This window comes from Achromobacter sp. AONIH1, assembly GCF_002902905.1.
GTDB lineage: Bacteria > Pseudomonadota > Gammaproteobacteria > Burkholderiales > Burkholderiaceae_B > Achromobacter.
In genome coordinates, this window is sequence record NZ_CP026124.1 from 4,329,561 (window position 1) to 4,348,640 (window position 19,080).

Genomic DNA, 19,080 nt, shown 5'->3' on the forward strand with positions numbered 1-19,080 from the left:
CGCCGCAACGTGTGCTGTAATCGACGCCGCCATTTCACTGCAATGTTCAGTCTTCGTCGCGACTGTGGCTGCATGCTCAGGTCCAGGCGCTTACCCATCATCCAACACACTGAAAAGAGAAATCTCGATGTTCCGTATCGGTATTGTCATTGCGTTTGCTGTGAGTCTTGGGGCCTGCACGACGGTCAAGCATGCCCCGATTTCACAAGAGTCGTTGAACAAGCTGGAAGGCAAATCAGTCACTTCGACGCGATATGGGCAGCCTGACTTCGCCGCATTCACCGCGGGTAAGGCCGCGTTCGCAATGCTGGGAGCGATGGCAGCGGTTTCCGAAGGCAATACGATCGTGAAGGAAAATGCGATCGAGGATCCAGCGATAGCCATTTCGGCGGTCTTGCAAGACAAGCTGGCGACCGCCAAGCGTGCGACGGTCATGGATTCGACGACGGTGACCAAGAAAGACGATATTGCCAGCATCTTGGCGGCAAATCCTGGCGGCGATTTTGTCTTGGACGTGAAGACGCTCAGCTGGATGTTCAGCTACTACCCCGCGAACTGGGCGCGATATCGGGTGTTCTATAACGCCAGGTTGCGACTGATCGATACCTCGAGCAAGACGGTCGTGGCGGAATCGGCATGCTCGAGTGTGCAGGGCGATGACAATAATCCGCCTACCAAGGATCAATTGCTGGAGGATAAGGCGGCTCTGCTCAAAGACTATCTAGGCAAGGCGGCAACAGCTTGTTCTGAAATACTGGCACGAGACGTATTGAAACTCTGACGCGGAAGCTTATTCGTAGCGTCGTTGCCCCGGACCGCCCCGGCGCGGCACGATCATCGGATTGCCGGTCTCCGGATCGGGCATCACCCGGCAGTCCAGGTCGAACACCTGGCGCAGCGCCGCCTCGGTCACCACCTCATCGGCCGCGCCCTGGGCCGCGATGCGGCCTTCGCGCATCATGACGACGCGGCTGGCGTAGCGGAACGCCAGGTTCAGGTCGTGCAGCACGACGACCAGGGTCCGTCCGGCCGCGTGCAGGCGGGCGCAGAGGTCCAGCAGGTCCAGCTGGTGGCGGATGTCCAGGAAGGTGGTGGGCTCGTCCAGCAGCAGGATGCCGGTGTCCTGGGCCAGCACCAGCGCCAGCCAGACGCGCTGGCGCTGGCCGCCGGACAGCGTCTGCATCGGGCGTTGCGCCAGCTCGGTCAGTTCGGCATCGGCCAGCGCGGCGTCGACGGCTAGCGCGTCGGCCTCGCTCCATAGTCGCAGCAGCGATTGATGCGGATAGCGGCCGCGCGCGACCAGGTCGCGCACGGTGATCAGTTCGGGCGCCTGCGGATCCTGCGGCAGGTAGGCCAGCCGCCGCGCGACCGCCTTGGGTCGCAGGCCGGCGAGATCGGCGCCGTCGAGCAGGGCGCGGCCCCGGGTGGGCGCGAGCGCGCCGCCCAGCACGCGCAGCAGCGTGGACTTGCCGCAGCCGTTGGGGCCGACGACGGCGGTGAAGGCGCCGGCGGGGATCGTCAGCGACAGGCCGTCCAGCACCTTGCGGGCGCCATAGGCCAGCGTCACGTCGCGCAGCGCCAGCGCGGGCGCGGCCTGCGGGTCGGGGTGGGAGCCGGCGGGCGGGAGCGGGGCGGGGGTCATGCGTTTTTCTTCCATTCCATGAGCAGCAGGAAGGCCAGGTAGACGCCGCCGATGCCGGCGGTCAGCACGCCCACCGGCAGGCCGGACGCGCCGGCGTGGCGGGCCAGCAGGTCGGCGCCGGCCAGCAGCGCCGCGCCGGTTAGCGCGGAGGCCAGCGGCAAGGGGCCGCTGGCGCGCACGCAGCGCCGGGCGATCTGCGGCGCGGCCAGGGCGACGAAGGCCACCGGGCCGGCGACGCTGACGGCGGCGGCGGCGGCCAGCACCGCGATCAGCGTGGCCGCGCCGCGCGTGCGCCTGGGCCGCGCGCCCAGCGCGTGGGCCAGTTCGTCGCCCATCTCCAGCAACCGCAGGCGCGCGGCCAGGGCCATCGCCAGCGGCAGCAGCACGGCGCAGGCCAGCGCGATCAGCAGCGCGTCGTTCCAGGTCTTGCCGGCCAGGTTGCCGTTCAACCAGGTGGCGGCCAGGTGGGCTTGCTCGCGGCGCAGGTTGGACAGCGCGTACTGCACGAAGGCCAGCGCCAGCGCGCCCACGGCGATGCCGGCCACGACCATGCGCTGCGGCGCGGCGAAGCCGGCGCCCGAGCCGAACCAGACGGCGGCCATGGCCAGCAGCGCGCCGACGGCCGCGCCCCATGCCACCGGCAGCAGGCCCGGCCAGACCATGGCCGCGGCCACGGCGCCGGCCGAGGCGCCGGCGGTCAGGCCGATGACGTCCGGGCTGCCGAGCGGATTGCGGGTCACGCTCTGGAACAGCGCGCCCGACAGGCCCAGCGCCGCGCCCGCGCCCAGCGCGGCCAGCGCGCGCGGCAGCCGCAGGGTGTAGGCCAGCCACTGCTGCACCGGCGTGCCGCCGCCGGCCAGCACCGTGGGCAGCTCGCGCCATGAAAGGCCCTGCGCGCCCAGGGTCAGCGCCAGCGCCACCGACAGCAGCATCAACAGGATCAGCGCCGCGCCATAGGCCAGCGCGCGCGGCGGCAGCGGCACGGCCAGCCAGCGGCCGGCGCGCAGCATTGGCGCGGCGCGGACGGGACGCGCGCGTACCTCGCCGCAGGCGTCGTGGGCGGGAGGCGCGCTCATCGAGCTGCCCCCTGATCGCGACGCAGCGCGGCCAGCAGGAAGGGCGCGCCGATGAAGGCCACGACCACGCCGGTCAGCAGCTCGGCCGGCGCGCGCAGCAGCCGCGCCAGGATGTCGGCGGCCAGCATCAGGACCGGGCCGAGCAGCAGGCAGAACGCCAGTTGCCAGCGCAGGTCGGGGCCGGCCAGCCGGCGCGCCAGGTGCGGCACGGCCAGCCCGACGAAGGCGATCGGGCCGCAGGCCGCGGTGGCGGCGGCGGCCAGCACCGCCATGCACAGCAGGCCGGCCAGCCGGTGGCGGCCGGCCGACAGGCCTAGGGCGCGCGCCATGCCGCCTCCCAGCGCCAGCAGGTTCAGCGGCCGCGCCAGCGCCAGGGCCAGCAGCAGGCCGGCGGCGACATAGGGCGCGGCGCGGCTGGCGGCGGCCAGGGAATGGCCGGCCAGCGAGCCCACGGCCCAGAAACGGTAGACGTCGAAGATGTCGCTGCGCAGCAGGGCGATGGCCTGCACATAGGCGTACAGCACGGCGTTGATGGCGGCGCCGGCCAGGATCAGGCGCACCGGCATCAGCCCGCGTCCGCCCGCGCCCAGCCAGTACACGGCGGCCGAGGCCGCCAGCGCGCCGGGCAGCGCGGCCCAGAACGGATGGGCTGGCAGGGCGCCCGTGACCAGCGCCAGCGTGACGATGGACGCGGCCGCGCCGGCGTTCACGCCCAGCAGGCCGGGGTCGGCCAGCGGGTTGCGGGTCAGCGTCTGGATCAGCGCGCCGGCCACGGCCAGCGCCGAGCCGGTCAGGAAGGCGAGCAGCGTGCGCGGCACGCGCGAGGCGAGCACCAGCGCCGCGTAGCTGTCGTCGGGCCGGGTCAGCGCGCGCCATACGTCGGCGGGCGCGAGGTCTTTGGAACCCAGCCAGAGGCTGCCCAGCGTACAGGCGGCCAGCAGCAGGGCGCACAGGCCCAGCACGCCGCAGCGCGCGCGTGCCGTCATGGGGCGGCCTTGCGCGAGATGCCGGCCTGCCGCGAGTCAGCCCGGTGCATCGCGAACGTGACCTTCGCATGCCGGTGCATCATGGACTCGCGTGCTTGCCGGGGCGGGCGCGCAATGCGGCGGCGGCCAGTTGCGGCGCGAGCCGGTCCAGCATCCAGTCCACCGCCAGCGGCGCGCCGGACGAGGACGCCATGACCAGCGACGGATCGCTCAGGGCCACGTAGGATCCGCGCTTGACGGCCGGAATGGCGGCATAGAGCGGCATGGCCGCCGTCCTGTCGCGTTCGGCGTCGTTGTAGAACCAGGACACCAGGATGTCGACGTCGGCCAGCCGGTCGGCATGCTCGAAACCCAGGTAGTGCGCGAAGTGGCCGGTGCTGGCGCGCAGCTGGCGCACCGACGGGGCCAGCGTCAGGCCCATGGCGCTGATCGTGTCCACGCGCGGATCGCCCGCGACATAGGCGGCGAAATTGCCCGAGCCCAGGTCGGCGCGCACGTAGGCGAAGGTCTTGCCGGCCAGTTCCGGATTGTCGCGCGCGACGCGCTGCAGCGAGTGTGCGATGCGGGCCTTGAGCGCATCGGCCTCGGCGCGCTTGCCCAGCGCGGCGGCGATCAGGTCGATCTGCGTGTCCACTGGCGTCAGGAAGGGATGCTCCGGATAGGCGACCACGGGCACGAAGCGCGACAGCTGCGCGTAGGCCTGGGCGCTCATGCCGGAGAACGGCGCCAGCACCACGTCGGGCTGCAAGGCGATGATCTGTTCCACGTCCAGTTCCGGGTATTCGGTGATCAGGGCCGGCAGCGGCGCGCCGCTGGCCTCGATGGCGGCGCGCACCCAGGGCCAGTAGTGTCGGGCGTCGCCGCCCCAGTCGGCGCGGCTGACGCCTACCGGCACGATGCCGAGCGACACGGCCAGATCATCGGCGCCAAGGCCGATCGTGACGACGCGTTTGGGCGGAGCCTTGATGATGGCCGTGCCGAGCGCGCCTTGCAGCGTCACCGGGAAAGCGGCGGCGGGATCGGGGGCGGGAGCGGCGGATGTGGCCGCCGGCGCTTCAGAGGTGTCGCTCGCGCCGCCGGCCGGCCGGTCGCAGCCGGCCAGCGCGAGCGCGCACAGGCAGGCCGCCGCGCCTCGTCGCAGCGCCTGCCTCCATGCTGGGAAAGAAAAACGCATCCTGCCTTGCCGCTCCCTCGATCAATATTGCGCGCGCAGCGTCAGCATGACGTTGCGCGGCGCGCCCCACCAACCCTGGCTGAAGAAGCCGATCTGGTCGTAGTACTTGCGGTCGAACACATTGTTGACGTTCAGCGTGGCCGAGACGCGCTTGTTGAAGTCGTACTTCGCCATCAGGTTGACCAGTGCGTAGCTGCCTTGCTCGACGTCCACATTGCCGCGCGGGCTGGCGGCAGACTGGTACATGCGGCTCTGCCAGTCCACGCCGCCGCCCACGGTGAGCCGGTGCAGATCGCCCGGCAGGCGGTAGGTGGTGTAGAGCTTGAGCAGGCTGCGCGGATGGCTGGTGTTGATGGGCTTGCCGCTGGCGTCCTTGGCGGTGAAGTGCGTGTAGCTGGCGCTGACGTTCCAGCCCGGCATGAGCTGGCCGGTGGCCTCCAGGTCGATGCCCTCGACCTTGGCGCCGGACACGGCGCGCGAGGCCTGCATGGTCGGGAAGCCGGGCACGCTGGAGCCCGGGATCACCTGGGCCAGATTGTTCTGGCGGGTCTGGAACAGCGCGGCGGACGCGTTCAGCTGGCCTTCCAGATAAGCGCCTTTCAGGCCGATCTCATAGCTCTTGCCGTCGATGGGGGGCAGGATCGAACCGCTGGTGTCGCGCGCGTTCTGAGGCAGGAAGATCTCGGTATAGCTGGCGTAGGCCGTGTAGGTGCTGTTGATGTCGTAGATCAGGCCGGCGTAGGGCGTGAACTGTTTGCTGATCTTGTACTTGCTGGCGCGGCCGAAAGAGACCTGGTTGGTGTCCCAATCGCTCCAGCGTCCACCCACGATCAGATGCAGCGGTTCGGCCAGCGCGAAACGTCCGACCACGTAGGTGCCGGTCTGCTTGGTGCGCACGTCGTCGGCGGGCGACTTGGCGCCCGACCAGGCCGGCTCCTGGATATGGTCCTGGCGCCAGTTGAAGTAGCTGCCGATGGCGGGCGCGGGGCCGACCATGGCGTATTGCTGGATGTCGCTGTGGTCGTCGATGCTCATCCAGCCCACGGCGATCTCGTGGCGCAGGCCGAACAGCTGGAACGGCGCGTTCAGCGACAGGTGGATGTCGTCGCGCTTGCGCACGCCGTCGTAGTTGGCGAAGTTGGGCCGCTGCGACATGGCGCCGGTGACACGGTCGGGGTAGCCGCCACGGTAGACCTGCTTCATGCGGTATTCGCCGTCGTTGTGGCTGTAGGCCGCGCGCAGCTTCCAGTCATTGGCGAAGCGGTGGGTCAGGTCGACGAAATAGGTGGTGGTCTCGGTGTCCTGGCGGGCCCAGCGGGCGTTGTTGGCGACCGAACGGTTGAAGTCGGTGCGCGAGCCGTCGCTGTAGAACAGCGGGAAGCCGCTGCCGAAGCCGTTGCTGATGCTGCGCTGGTATTCCACGCTGGCCGTCAGCACCGTGTCGGGCGTCAGGTCGGCGCTGACCACGCCGTAGAAAGTGCGCCGGCGCGAGTCCAGGAAGGTCACGTTGCTGTCGCCCTGGCTGTAGGCGGCGACGAAGCGCGAGCGGATCTTGCCGTTCTCGGTCAGCGGCACCGACAGGTCGGCCTCGCCGCGCAGATAGTCCCAGCTGCCGACGCTGACGTTGGCCGAGGCGGCGAAGTCGCGCAGCGGGCGCTTGCGGATGAAGTTGACCGCGGCCGAGGGGTTGCCGGATCCGGTCATCAGGCCGGTGGCGCCGCGCACCACTTCCACGCGGTCGTAGATGGCCGCGTCCATGTCCGTGGAACCATAGTTCCACTGGCTCAGGATGGGCGCGGCCAGGCCGTCGAACTGGAAATTGTCGATGGCAAAGCCGCGCGCCGAAAACGAATATCGGTTGCTGTCGCTGCGCGTCATCGAGATGCCGGGCGCCGAGGACAGGATGGCCGCGGTGTCGCGCAGGCCCTGGTCCTCGATCTGCTGGCGCGTGACCACGCTGACCGATTGCGGCGTCTCGCGCGGCGCCAGCGTGAGGCCCGTGGCGGTGCTCATGGATTCGGTGGTGTAGGAATTTGTGCCTTCGGTGGTGCCGCCCAGGCTGGCGCCTGTCACGGTCACGGCTGGCATCTGGGCCACGCCGCCCGGCGCGGATTGGGTCTCGGCGGCGACCTGGGCGCTGGCGTTCTGGTGGGCAAGGGCAGAGCAGAGCAAGGCCGTCTGAATTGCGTGGGTCAAGGGGCGCGCCCGGCGCGGCGGCGCGGCGGGCGTGGGCAAAGCGGACGACATGGCAACGAACTCCGGCGAAATAGGCAACGAGCGAAACGGAAAAATCTGGTAATGAGAATTATTGATTTTTACGTATGGGCTGATGTATGCCCGATGACGCGATCCATATGGCAAACGCTGCCGGGATTCCGCCAGAACGGGCGCGAAGCAGTAAAGGGATGGCGCCGCGTGGAATAGCGCCGCGCGCGAGCGTGCGGCCAGGGATCGGCCGCTCAGCCCGGCTCGGCCTCGGCCAGCGGCTGCGGCTTGCGGTGCAGCCAGGCCCAGCCCAGCGCGCTGGCCGCCACGCAGGCCAGCATGGCCAGCGCCAGCCGCAGCGGCTGGCCATAGACCAGCGGCACGCACCAGCCGCTGACCAGCGAGAAGGTCAGCATCTGCATGAAGCCCAGCACCGAGGCGGCGGTGCCGGACAGCTGCGGCACCCGCGCCAGGATGCGCAAGGTCATGGCGGGCACCGACATGGCCAGCCCGCAGGTGAAGACGCCGGGCAGGATCACCGCCCAGGGCAGCGCGGGCCGGCCCGCCGCCGCCACATAGGCCAGGTTGGCCAGGCAGCTGCCGCCCATCAGCAGATAGGCCAGCGCGGTGACGCGCGCGTCGCTCCAGCTGCCGGCCTTGCGCGCGGCGAACAGCGCGCCCAGCATGGCGCCGATCACCAGCGGCACGAACAGGTAGGCGAAGTCGGTTTCCTGCAAGCCCAGCACGTTGGTGATGAAGTCGGGCGCGGCGCCGATCAGGAAGCCCTGGGCGGCGAAGACCAGGCTGAAGGCCAACCCCAGCGACACGAAGCGCGCGTCGCCCAGCACCCGGCCGTAGTTCCGGGCCAGGCCGCGCCAGGACAAGGGCTGGCGCTGTTCCGGAGCCAGGGTCTCGGGCAGGCGCAGCGCGCACAGCGCCAGCGCGGCCGTGGCGAGTACCGCCAGCAGCAGGAACACGGCGCGCCAGCCCTGGTGCGCGGCCAGGTAGCCGCCGACGATGGGCGCCAGCGCCGGCGACAGGTTGAACACCAGGATCAGGTAGGACATGGCGCGGCGCGCCACCGCGCCCTCGTAGCAGTCGCGCACGATGGCCTGGCCCACCACGATGCCGGCGCCGGCCGACAGGCCCTGCAGCGCGCGCGCCGCCAGCAGCCAGCCGAAGTCCGGGGCGGCGGCGGCCAGCAGCGCGCCGGCCACGTAGCAGACCAGGGCCGTCAGCACCACGCGGCGCCGGCCCAGCGAGTCGGACAGCGTGCCATGCAGCAGCAGCATGGCCGCATAGCAGAACATATAGACGCCGAGCGTCAGCTGCACGGTGTCCTGCGGCACGCCGAATTCCCGGCCCAGCGCGCCGAAGGCAGGCAGGTAGGCGTCGATGGTCGCGGGCGCGACGCAGGACAGCAGGCCCAGCATGAGCACCATGACCGGGAAGGCAGGCAGGGGAACGGGGCGGGACACGGGCGCTTCCATGGCAAGTGCCGCCCGGATTGGGCGGCGTCGCATCATGGTGGCCCAGCCGGGCCGGCGCCGGGAATGCGCAATGCCGGCGGAGCAATGGCTGCCGCCGGAAGCAGGCGGCAAAGCGCGGGAATACGGACGGCGGGGATGGGGAAGAGGCCGCCATCGCGTCCGCGCGCCGATTCAGTTCAGTTCGCTGGGGGCCACGCCGTAGCGCTCGCGGAAGGCCGTGGCGAAGTTGGTGGCGTGGCGATAGCCGACGAAATGCGCGGCCTGCTGCACGCTCCAGCCCTGGGCCAGATGCTGGCGGGCCACTTCCAGCCGCCGCTCGCGCAGCCAGCTGAACACCGATTGCCGGTAGGCGGCCTGGAATTTGGCGCGCAGCGTGCTGGGACTCATGCAGGCCAGCTTGGCCAGCGCCTCCAGCGTGTGGTCCTCGCCGGGCGCGTCGTGCAGCCGTTCGCGCACGCGTTCCAGCAGTTGCCGGTCGCGCTGCGACAGGCTCTGATCGGCCGGCGGCGCCTGGTCCAGCGAGGCCAGCGCATGCGCCAGCAGCTGGGCGCCCACGCCCTCGCGCAGCAGGTTGCGCAGCGGGTGGTCCCAGCCGCAGTCCAGCAGGTGCTCGATGGCCAGCAGCAGATGGTTCTGCACCTGCCAGCGCCGCAGCCGCAGGCCGGCCGGCGAGCGCAGCGCCTTCCAGATCATCTCGCTGGCGCGCTCGTCGCCGGCGGCCTCGGGCTCGGACAAGGACAGGTTGACGCTGCGCAGGCGCTGGCCGGCCGGATGGATGCCGGTCATGCATGCGCTGTCGCCATACAAGGCGCTGATGCCACTATGGGCGACCAGCGGCACGTCGTTTTGGCGGTCGAGCTGCGCGCGCGCCTGGCCCTGCAGCATGATGATGGCGGAGAAGCGCGGCGTCATGAAGGACGTGGCTTCGTAGTGATGGTGCACCTGCAGGTCGGACACGACCAGCGTGACGCCGGGCCGGATCTGGTGTTCCTCGACGCGGCCCTCGGCGATGCAAAGGGCGTCGTGGTCGGCGCGCGGCGTGCCCAGCTTGGGCAGGCGGTAGCTGAAGCCGGCCGGGCCGCCCATGCGGTTGAAATCCGCGACGGTGAACCTGGCCGTGGGGGCATTGGGTGGGGTCAAGGTCGTCATCCGCGCTGCTGGTTGAAGCCGACGGCCATGGGCGCGCCGTGGCTGGGGAGATCCGAGACAGGATGCAAATGAGAATAGCACAGATTGCTATTTATTAATTTGCATGCCGGATCGACCGTTGACCGTTGTCGAACTGCGCCAAACAGAATGATTTGCGGCCACCGATATGGTGAACCAAGCGGTCGATTCTCTCGTTTGTCGAGAGCTTGTACAACGTTCGGCTCTTGTGCGCCTGGAACCGGTGGCAGGCGCCCGCGCGCTACGTCGATGCCGCGTAGAGACCGACGCAGCCCAGATCCGTACGCGTGCCCAGCCGGCCATCGGCTGTCCAGGTGAGGGCGACGCGCTTGACGATCTGGTCGATTGCGATCTGGCTCAGGGGGCGCATCGTGGCCAACTCATGCACGTGGACGTGGCCCCGCATGTGAAAAGCGATGCGGCCGCGCGCCGCGTCCACGGCGAAGTTGCTGCCGCCGGGGTCGGCCGCCTCGGGCCAGTCGGCCAGGGGCGCGGCGCTGGCCAGATCGAAGGCCAGCAGCCGCCATCCTCCATAGTTCTCTTTGACGATCAGCGCACGCCGGTCGGGCGTGAAAGCCAACTGTCCGACCATCTTGAAGTCGCCTTCGATGATGGCTTGCCGGGTGCCGCCGGCGATGTCCAGAACCTGGATGCGGCCCGGTTGCACGCAGTACGCCAGCAGGGCGCCGTCCGCCGACAGCGCGCCCGCCAGCTGGGGCGTGTGGCCGCCGTACAGCTCCGGCTCGATGGCCAGGCGCAGCAGATCCTTGCCGGCGGCCAGGTCGCGCACCACGAGTTCAGGCTGCTCGTGCCAAGCCGCCACGGCGCCCTGGCAGTCCAGGAAGCTTGCCGGCTTGCCGTTGGCCCGGGTCAGCGGCTCGATCAGGCCGGTGGCCGGCGTCCAGGCGCGGATCTGGTGGTCGGCCAGCAGCAGGACTCGCTCCTGGCCCGCCACGGGCAGCATGCGCCACAACAAGGTATTCGGCCCGGCAAAGGCAAGGCGCTCGGCGCTGCCGTCCGGAGCGAGGCGCCAGATTTCGTCGCCTTGCCGGGCATCGTCGTAGCGGTTGAGCAGCAGGCCGCCGTCCAGTTCCGCGATGGCCAGGGCGCCGGTGTAGCCGCCGCCCAGATGCCTGAGCATGATGGGCTCGCCCGACGCGGCTGCGGGCGCGACCAGCACCAGGCCCTTGCGCAGGCGCGCGCCTTCTTCCTTGTCCAGGTAGCGACGGGCGCAAGCCGCATCCGCCTGCGGTTTGTCTGTTTCCTTGAGCTTGCCCGGCATGCCGGAAAAGATGGTCACGTTGATCCCGTCGGTTCGCGTGCCCCAGACTTTGCCGGTGGCGGGATCGTGGAAGCTGCGGATACGGATCATGCGGGCCTCTTGCGCGTATGCCGCGTGGCGGCAGAGGGCGGGCGCATGGCGCCGCCGGGTCGCCAGCGGGCTGCGTGGCCCGCTGGCGGTTCCGTCGATTGTAGGGCGGCGCGCCGCCATGGCTCCCGGGAACGGCGGACGCCGGCATGCGGGGCAGGATCAGGCCGCGCAATTGCCGATGCGCTCGCCCATGACGCGCCGGTACCACTCATGGAAATGCAGCATGCCGTCCTCCATCGGCGACTGGTACGGGCCGCTCTCGGACACGCCCCGGCGCAGCAGGGCGAGCCGGCCGGCGTCCATGCGTTCGCCGATCTCGTCGTCCTCGACGGCGGTTTCCATATAGGCGGCGCGCTGGGCCTCGACGAACTCGCGCTCGAACAGCGCGATTTCCTCGGGGTAATAGAACTCGGCGATGTTGATGGTTTCCTGCGGGCTCTTGGGATAGAGCGTGGACAGCACCAGCACGTGCGGATACAGCTCGATCATGTGGGTGGGGAAGTAGGTCACCCAGATCGCGCCGTAGTCCGGCGCCGAGCCGCCGCGATAGCGCATCAGCGTGTCGTGCCAGTCGCGGTATACGTCGGAGCCGGGCTTCTCCAGCGAGTCGTGCACGCCGACGCGCTGCAGGCTGTATTGTTCGGCGAATTCCCAGGACAGGTCCTCGCAGGTCACGAAGCGGCCCAGGCCGGGATGGAAGGGGCCGACGTGGTAGTCCTCCAGGTAGACCTCGATGAAGGTCTTCCAGTTGTAGTTGCATTGATGGACTTCCACATGGTCCAGCACGTAGTCGCTGAAGTCGAACTCCGGCCGGCTGAACAGCCGGCCCAGGTCGGCCAGCGGATCGCGCGGCCCCTCGAACAGCAGGCCGTGGCAGGATTTCAGCGGGAAGCGCGGCAGGTTCAGGCAGGGCGTGCTGGGGAACTGCGGCGCGCCCAGGATCTGGCCTCGGTTGTCGTAAGTCCAGCGGTGCAGCGGGCAGACGATGTTGCCGCCGGTGGCGGTCAGGTTGCCGGCGGGATTGCCCGGCCCGGTCACGGCGCCAGTCTGGCCGCCCAGGATCAGGGCCTGGCGGTGGCGGCAGACGTTGGAGATCAGCTCCACGCCGCCGGGGTTGCGCACCAGCACGCGGCCGCCTTCCTCGTGCGGCAGGCGGCGCCAGTCGCCGGGCTCGGGCACGCCTTTCTCGTGGCCGACGTAGATGGCGGATTGCTTGAATATGGTTTCCTGCTCGCGGGCGAACAGCTCTTCGTCGAAATAGGCGCGCACGTGCAGCGGGCTGAGCGCCTGCTGCACATGCGCCAGGCTGGCGATGTCCGTCATGATGCGACTCCTAGGGCCTGGGCGCGGCCGGCTCAGGCGGGCACGGCGCTTTCGGCGTCCAAGCGCGCGATGCGCTCGGCTGTATCCAGTTTGGGGCAGGTGCTGCAATAGTCGCCGTCGCGCCTGCGGAAGTGATGGCAGCAGACCTGGCGGTCCACGGCGATGACCGGCAGGCCGTCGCGCTGATAGGCCAGGTAGCCGCTGCGGCCGGCGATGCCCAGCCGCGCCAGCCAGTCGGCCGCGGTCTCGCGGGCCCAGGCATTGGCGGCGGCGGGCTCGCCGCTGCGCGCGGCCAGCAGGGCCGACAGCACGCAATCGGCCTGCATGCAGGCGGCGGCGCGGGGATTCAGGCTCAAGACCTGGGTCAGCTCGCGGTAGAACGCGGCGCAGATCTGCCGCAGCTGGGCGGCGATGGCGTCCATGCGCTGCCGCAGGCAGCCGCGCAGCGGGTCGTGGCGGCCGATGCTGTAGCCGCAGATGAAGCCGTTGACGACCGGCTGGTCGAGCCGGCCCAGGTCGGGCGCGATGGCGCTGCGGTGCGCGGCGATCATGCCCAGGTAGACGGGCTGCCAGATCAGCAGGCCCCAGCAGCGCAGCGCCAGATAGTGTGGGCCGGCCTCGGGATGGCGCTCCAGCCACCAGTCGCGCAGGTCGCGGATGGCGGCGGCGTTGTCGGCGCCGGGACGGATGCCGGACGCCGGCCGAACGCCGTCCGGGGCTGCCGCCCGGCGGTCAGCCGCGCGTTGCGCCGGACTCCGGAACCCGCTTTCGAATCGCTCCTCGACCGGGTCCTCGACCCGGCCTTCCAGGCCCGGCACGAGGGTGGCGGTCAGCGCCAGCAGTTCATCCAGCTCGCGGCTCACCGGGGCCTCCTCACGCGGCGGCGCGGACGGCGTCCGCCTCGGCCTGGTCCAGCCAGCGCGGGCGGAAGCGCGCGATCGGGTTGACCAGGTTGGGGGCCATCTGGAAGCTGCCGATGGGATCGGCCAGGTTGACCATCTGCAGGTTGTTGGCCAGCTGCAGGCGGTTCAGGCACGAATGGATCATGTCCGGCGCGTACAGGTCGTACTGGCGGTACTTGGCCAGCCGCTGCGGATGCGCGTCCTGGTAGGCCGCGACGCGGCCGGCCACCAGTTCCCAGAAGGCGTCCTCGTGCATCAGGCCGGTCTCGGCCAGGATGTGGCTCAGGTGGCGGAAGTAGCCTTCGAACACATCCACGAAGATGGTCAGCAGCTTGTATTCCTCGGGCACGTCGGCGGCCAGCCGGCGGGCGTTCTCGGGCAGCGCGGCGTCAGGATTCAGGATCGACGATTCCTCCGCGATGTCCTTCATGAAGGCGCGCACCGGCACATGGTCCTGCACCACCAGGATGACGTTCTCGCCATGCGGCATGAACACGAGGTCATGGGCGTAGAAGCAATGCACCAGCGGCGTCAGGTAAGCGTCGACGTAGCGGCGCAGCCAGGCGTCCACCGGCAGGCCCGAGGCGCGCACCAGCTCGGGCAGCAGCGCGCGGCCCTGCGGATCGACGTGCAGCAGCGCGGCCATGGTCATCAGGCGCTGGCCCGGCGCGATCAGGTTCAGCGGGTTGTCGCGCCACAGCGCCGAGAACATCTTCTTGTACGGCGTGTCCACCGGGATGGCGGCTTCGTAGTAGTAGTTGCGAAAGCCCAGCGATGCCGCCTCGCGCAGGATGGAAAAGCCGTTCGCGCGCAGCCAGGGGTCGGACGCGATCAGGCCGTGGATGTACTCGTTGATGGCCGGCGTGCCGGACATGTAGTACGGCGACAGGCCGCGCATGAAGCCCATGTTCAGGATCGACAGCGAGGTCTTCACATAGCGCCTGGCGGGCTGGCTGATGTTGAAGAAGGTGCGGATCGACTGCTGCGCCAGGTACTGGTCCGAGCCTTCGCCCAGGCACACGATCTTGCGGTTGGCGACATAGGGGGCGAAGGCCAGCGACAGCTTGTTGAACCACTGCCACGGATGCGAGGGCATGAAGTAGTAGTCGGCCGGGTCCAGGTTCTGGTCGCGCAGCCGCGCGGTGAAGGCGGCCACGGTCTCCTGGCCCAGCTCCTCGCGCAGCAGGCTGTCGTAGTCCATGTCGGACAGGCAGGCGAAGTGCGCGTTGTCCTTGTGCACCGCCAGCCACATCACGCGGATCGGCGCGGCGGCCTCGGGGGCGTAGGCGTGATAGTCCTCGGCGTCGAAGCCCAGGCGGCCGTTGTTGGCGACGAAGCTGGGGTGGCCCTCGATCATCGAGGTCTCGATGGTCTGGTAGTCGGCCAGCGCCAGCTCGGCGGCGCCCAGGGCGGCGCGGCCATGCTTGTAGGCGCTGCCGTGCAGCGTGCTGGTGATCTCGTCCAGGTAGATGGGCAGGCGGTCGGCGGGCAGGGCCAGGCGGTCGCGCACCTCGATCACGAATTGCAGCGCGTCCAGCGGCGCGGGCGCGCCGGCCACGGTCTTGGCGATGGATTCGGGCGGGATGCGCCAGTGGCGCATGGCCATGATCTGCGCGTCGAAGCGATACTCGGCGCCTTCGGCCAGCGCCAGGCGGTAACGGTCGAAGCCGGGCCTGTCGGACGGGCCCAGGCGCTCGGGCTCCAGCAGCCATTCATGCGCGTATTCCGAGATGGCCTTGCGCACCAGCAGTCGGTTGACCTTGGCCCAGACCTCGGGTTCAAGGTGGCTGGCGACCTGGGACGGATGTTGCGTGGCGGGGTGGCTCATAGGGTGGACTCCTGAAGTTGGGCCTGCTCGAATTGGGCGCGGGTGCAGAAGGCGAGGCTGGCGGTTTTCTCGCGGAACCGGGCCTGCCCGGCGTAGACGAAACCCATGGCCAGGTTCAGCGCATGGATCTTGGCGTTGTTGGCGTCCGGCTCGACCACCACGCGGGCGGCGTTGAGCCGGTCGAACAGGAAGCGCATGACCAGGGCGAAGACGTCGCGGCTGAAGCCCGGAATGCGTTGCGTGGGGGGACCGATGAAGATGTGCATGCCGATGTCGCCCGGACGCACGGGGTAGTGCTCGCCAATTTGGTCGTGGGCGGGGTCGTAGCACTCGACCAGGAAGGCGGGGCGGCCCTGGTGCGAGCCGAGCCAGGCCTGGGCATGGCCACTGCCGCACAGCGCGGCGTAGAAGTCGCGCACCTGCGACACGCTGTGGTCCTGCATGGACCAGAAGCGCGCGTAGTCCATCGCGAACCAGCGCTGCAGCAGCGGCGCGTCGGCCTCGGGGTCCAGCGGGCGCAGCGTCAGGCCGGCGCCCTCGTCGTAGCATTCGCGGGCGTGGCGGTCGATCTCGCCCAGGAAGGTGGCCATCATGGTCATCATCGTGGTTCCCTCGCGATTCATACGGTGGCGGCGCGATGGCCGTCCATCATGGGCATCAGCTCGGTCGCGGCGGCATGCAGGCGCTTGCCGGCGGCGCGCCGGTCCTGGCGATGCGCCAGCACGCCGCTGGCGGGCGGGCGGAACTCCTGCAGCGCGGTGTGGGCCTCGACCGGGTAGTGCTCCACGCCGGTCAGCTCGCGCAGGATCAGCGAGTTGCGGTGGCAGCAGAAGCCCAGGTCCGGGTTGGTGACGCCATGGCTGAGCAGGCCGGTGTTCTGCACGTAGATCTCGCCGCCGTCGTGGTCGATGGCGTAGTTGCGGCCGATCCGGTAGCTGCCGTCCTCGTTCCAGGCGATGCGGTCGTGGATGGGGTTGATGCACGCGGGGATGCTGTGCGCGTAGCCGGTGGCCAGCACCAGGCCGTCGGTGACGTGGCTGAAGGGCTGGGCGTAGTCGACGTGCTGGAATTCCAGGTGATAGCGCGCTTGCGCGCGGTCGTAGCGGCAGGCGCGCAGCTCGGAATTGGTGAGCAGGGTGTAGCGCCGGTCGCCGTCGTGGATCTTCTCGTCCAGCAGGTCGTAGATCTGGTTGATGAGCGAGGCGTTGATGCCTTTGTACAGGCTGCTCTGCTGCGCCAGGATCTGGCGGCGGCGCGCTTCGGGCAGATCGTAGAAATACTCGGTGTAGTCGGGCGAGATCAGTTCCAGCGTGAGCTTGGTGTTCTCCATCTGGAAAAAGCGCGGCGAGCGCGTGATCCAGGCCAGGCTGTAGTCGTGTCCGGCGCTGTCGCGCAGCAGGTCGTGAAAGACCTCGGCCGCGCTCTGGCCGCTGCCCACGATGGTGATGGCGTCGCGCTGCTGCAGCTGCGCTTTGTTGCGCAGGTAGTCGGCGCTATGGATATAGGGCGCGGCGCGGCGGTCGCAGCAGGCGGGCAGGGACGGCTGCGACCCCAGGCCCAGCACCAGCTTGCGGCAGCGGACCATGAAGCGCTCGCCGGTGGCGGCGTGCTGGCCGGTGACCAGGTAGGTGTTGCTGTCCGGATCGTGCAGCACGCCCTGTACTTCGCTGTTGAAGCGCAGATTGGGCAGGCGGGCCACCACCCATTGGCAATAGCGGTTGTACTCGGCGCGGCTCAGATAGTGGTTCTCGCGCATGTAGTACGAATAGATGCGGCCGGTCTGCTTGCAGTAGTTCAGGTAGCTGTACTCGCTGCGCGGATCGGCCAGGCTGACCAGGTCCGCCAGGAAGGGGTTCTGCAGCGTGGAGGCCTCGATCAGCATGCCCGGATGCCAGTCGAAGCCGGGCTTTTTCTCCAGGAACAGCGCGCGCACGCCGGGCAGCGGCGCGGACAGGCAGGCCAGGCTGAGGTTGAAGGGGCCTAGGCCGATAGCCACGAAGTCATAGATTTCTCGATTCATGATTGGAGTCGCCTTTGCTGAGTCTGCGTTGCGCGTGCGCTGCGTACGGCACGGGGAAGGGAAGCGCCCGGGACCGGGGTCAATCGGGCGGGATGGGCCGGCACAGGTAGACCTGCCGGAGGGCGCGCGCGATCAGCGGGGGACTGCCTTTGCCGGAATTGCAATATCTTGTAATGCACATGGGTGTGATTTTCATTTGCAATGACGCAACTCTAGCAAATACGGGTTTGTGCTGACACGCGCCGCGCCGGCTTGCGAGCGCCCGGCATATGCAGGGTGGCGGTCGGCATAGGGGCGTGGCCTGCGCCCCGGCGCGTGTGGGACAATGCCCGCGAACTGTTCCGTGGCGCGGCTGCGCGCCGGTGGCGCAACGGCGGGACGAAAGGGAATCAGGATGGAATCCAGGCATATCAAGCCGCGCGCGGCGCGCATCCACACCGTCGCCGGCGCGGCGGGGGACGAGGGCCGCGCGCATGGCTGACATGCGGCCGCGACTGGCGCTCAAGGCGGTGCGCAGCGCCAGGCTGGCCGCCGTCGATCTGGCGCTGGCGCCCGGCGAGTGCGCGGCGGTGATGGGGCCGTCGGGCTCGGGCAAGTCCTTGCTGCTGCGTCAGGTCGCCGACCTGGACCCGGGCGAGGGCGAAGTCGAACTCGACGGCGCGCCGCGTTCGGGCATGGCGGGATACGAATGGCGCCGCCAGGTCATTTATTGCCAGGCCGAGGCGGGCTGGTGGGAAGAGCGCGTGGCCGCGCACTTTGACGACGCTGCCGCCGCCGTCGGGCTGGTGGAGCGGCTGGGGCTGGCGCCCGAAAAAATGCAGGCGCTGGTGCGCGAGCTGTCCACCGGCGAACGCCAGCGCCTGGGCCTGGCGCGCGCCTTGGTGAAACGGCCGCGCGCGCTGCTGCTGGACGAACCCACGGCGGCCCTGGATCCGGACGCCACCGCGCGTGTCGAGACCGAGGTCCGCCGCTATCTGGACGAAGGCGGCGCGGCGTTGCTGGTGACGCACAGCGAGGAACAGGCGCGACGCCTTTGCCGGCGCGCGTGGCGGATGCGGCAGGGCAAGCTGGAGACGCTATGGACGTGATACGGCTGCAAGCCACGGACCTGCTGGTCGCTTCCTGTCTGGTGCTGCTGTGCGCGGCCATTTCCTTCGCGCTGCGCCTGGGCATGCAACGCCAGACGCTGTGGGCGGCGGCGCGCACGGTGGTCCAGCTGCTGCTGGTGGGCCACATCCTGAAGCTGGTGTTCGCGCATGCCGCGCCCTGGCTCACCGCGCTGGTGGCTGCGGCGATGATGGGCCTGGCCGCGCGCGAGGTCGCGGCGCGGCCCAAGGCGCGGCTGGCCGGGCACGGCAACGGCTGGGTCGGGGCGGCGGCGGTCGGCGCCACCACGCTGGTGACGGCGCTCTTCATTCTCAACACGGCGCTGCGGCCGGATCCTTGGTACGACCCGCGCTACGTGATCGCGCTGGTCGGCATCGTGCTGGGCAGCGTGCTCAATGCCGCCAGCCTGGCGCTGGACGGCATGCTGGCCGGCGCGTCGCGCGAAAAGCTGGCGATCGAGGCGCGCATCTCGCTGGGCGCGCCGTCCCGGCTGGCCTTCGCCACGGTGCTGCGCGAGTCGGTGCGACGCGGCATCCTGCCCAGCATCAACCAGATGTCGGCGGCGGGCATCATCACGCTGCCCGGCATCATGACGGGCCAGATCATCGCCGGCATGGATCCGGTCGAGGCGGCCAAGTATCAGATCCTGCTGATGTTCCTGCTGTGCGGGGCCAGCGGCATGGCGGCCATGGGCGCTGCCTACGGCGCCATGCGGCGGTTGAGCGACGGGCGCGGGCGGTTGCGGCTGGACAGGTTGCGCATGCCCGATTGAGTGCATGCGGCGACGG

The 19,080-nt window shown here is 69.6% G+C and carries 16 protein-coding genes; 3 read left to right on the forward strand and 13 right to left on the reverse strand.

From position 1 onward, the window contains the following. Positions 1-127 precede the first annotated feature (127 nt). Complete coding sequence (locus tag C2U31_RS19875) at positions 128-781, forward strand: hypothetical protein (protein ID WP_103274351.1); 654 nt, start codon at positions 128-130, stop codon at positions 779-781. 9 nt (positions 782-790) lie between these two features. Here C2U31_RS19875 and C2U31_RS19880 read toward each other — a convergent pair whose 3' ends face one another. The 13 genes from C2U31_RS19880 to C2U31_RS19940 all read right to left on the reverse strand — a co-directional run bounded on the left by C2U31_RS19880 (position 791) and on the right by C2U31_RS19940 (position 17,185). Next, positions 791-1,642 (reverse strand): ABC transporter ATP-binding protein, encoded by an 852-nt coding sequence (locus C2U31_RS19880; RefSeq protein WP_199770857.1) that lies wholly within the window; start codon positions 1,640-1,642, stop codon positions 791-793. Beyond that, complete coding sequence (locus C2U31_RS19885) at positions 1,639-2,718, reverse strand: iron chelate uptake ABC transporter family permease subunit (RefSeq protein ID WP_199770858.1); 1,080 nt, start codon at positions 2,716-2,718, stop codon at positions 1,639-1,641. Before C2U31_RS19885 ends, C2U31_RS19880 begins: the two co-directional genes overlap by 4 nt. After that, positions 2,715-3,704 (reverse strand): iron ABC transporter permease, encoded by a 990-nt coding sequence (locus C2U31_RS19890; protein ID WP_103274354.1) that lies wholly within the window; start codon positions 3,702-3,704, stop codon positions 2,715-2,717. Before C2U31_RS19890 ends, C2U31_RS19885 begins: the two co-directional genes overlap by 4 nt. A gap of 79 nt (positions 3,705-3,783) precedes the next feature. Next, a complete protein-coding gene (locus C2U31_RS19895; protein WP_103274355.1) occupies positions 3,784-4,878 on the reverse strand; it encodes an ABC transporter substrate-binding protein in 1,095 nt (364 codons plus the stop codon). Between the two features lie 21 nt (positions 4,879-4,899). Further along, the gene (locus tag C2U31_RS19900; protein WP_103274356.1) at positions 4,900-7,125 is read right to left on the reverse strand and encodes a TonB-dependent siderophore receptor; all 2,226 of its coding nucleotides are present in this window, start codon (positions 7,123-7,125) and stop codon (positions 4,900-4,902) included. Positions 7,126-7,337: 212 nt separating this feature from the next. After that, positions 7,338-8,525, reverse strand: coding sequence for a multidrug effflux MFS transporter (locus tag C2U31_RS19905; RefSeq protein WP_369869791.1), 1,188 nt, complete (start codon positions 8,523-8,525; stop codon positions 7,338-7,340). Between the two features lie 219 nt (positions 8,526-8,744). Then, positions 8,745-9,722, reverse strand: coding sequence for a helix-turn-helix transcriptional regulator (locus tag C2U31_RS19910; protein ID WP_103274358.1), 978 nt, complete (start codon positions 9,720-9,722; stop codon positions 8,745-8,747). Positions 9,723-9,981: 259 nt separating this feature from the next. Next, positions 9,982-11,112 carry a WD40 repeat domain-containing protein gene (locus C2U31_RS19915; protein WP_103274359.1) on the reverse strand — a complete coding sequence of 377 codons (1,131 nt, stop codon included), beginning with the start codon at positions 11,110-11,112 and terminating at the stop codon, positions 9,982-9,984. 159 nt (positions 11,113-11,271) lie between these two features. Next, entirely contained in the window at positions 11,272-12,435 is a 1,164-nt protein-coding gene (locus C2U31_RS19920; protein ID WP_103274360.1) for an aromatic ring-hydroxylating dioxygenase subunit alpha, read from the reverse strand. 32 nt (positions 12,436-12,467) lie between these two features. Then, positions 12,468-13,298, reverse strand: a complete 831-nt coding sequence (locus tag C2U31_RS19925; protein ID WP_103274361.1) for a siderophore ferric iron reductase — start codon at positions 13,296-13,298, stop codon at positions 12,468-12,470. A gap of 10 nt (positions 13,299-13,308) precedes the next feature. Beyond that, positions 13,309-15,165 carry an IucA/IucC family siderophore biosynthesis protein gene (locus tag C2U31_RS19930; RefSeq protein WP_103274362.1) on the reverse strand — a complete coding sequence of 619 codons (1,857 nt, stop codon included), beginning with the start codon at positions 15,163-15,165 and terminating at the stop codon, positions 13,309-13,311. Further along, positions 15,162-15,767, reverse strand: a complete 606-nt coding sequence (locus C2U31_RS19935; RefSeq protein ID WP_103274363.1) for a GNAT family N-acetyltransferase — start codon at positions 15,765-15,767, stop codon at positions 15,162-15,164. Before C2U31_RS19935 ends, C2U31_RS19930 begins: the two co-directional genes overlap by 4 nt. Positions 15,768-15,784: 17 nt before the next feature. Then, entirely contained in the window at positions 15,785-17,185 is a 1,401-nt protein-coding gene (locus C2U31_RS19940) for a lysine N(6)-hydroxylase/L-ornithine N(5)-oxygenase family protein (RefSeq protein ID WP_103274364.1), read from the reverse strand. 473 nt (positions 17,186-17,658) lie between these two features. On the opposite strand from C2U31_RS19940, the gene C2U31_RS19945 reads away from it, so the two are divergent. Both C2U31_RS19945 and C2U31_RS19950 read left to right on the forward strand, forming a co-directional pair. After that, positions 17,659-18,273 (forward strand): ATP-binding cassette domain-containing protein, encoded by a 615-nt coding sequence (locus C2U31_RS19945; RefSeq protein ID WP_103274365.1) that lies wholly within the window; start codon positions 17,659-17,661, stop codon positions 18,271-18,273. Then, complete coding sequence (locus C2U31_RS19950; protein ID WP_103274366.1) at positions 18,264-19,064, forward strand: ABC transporter permease; 801 nt, start codon at positions 18,264-18,266, stop codon at positions 19,062-19,064. Before C2U31_RS19945 ends, C2U31_RS19950 begins: the two co-directional genes overlap by 10 nt. The last annotated feature ends 16 nt before the right edge of the window (positions 19,065-19,080 follow it).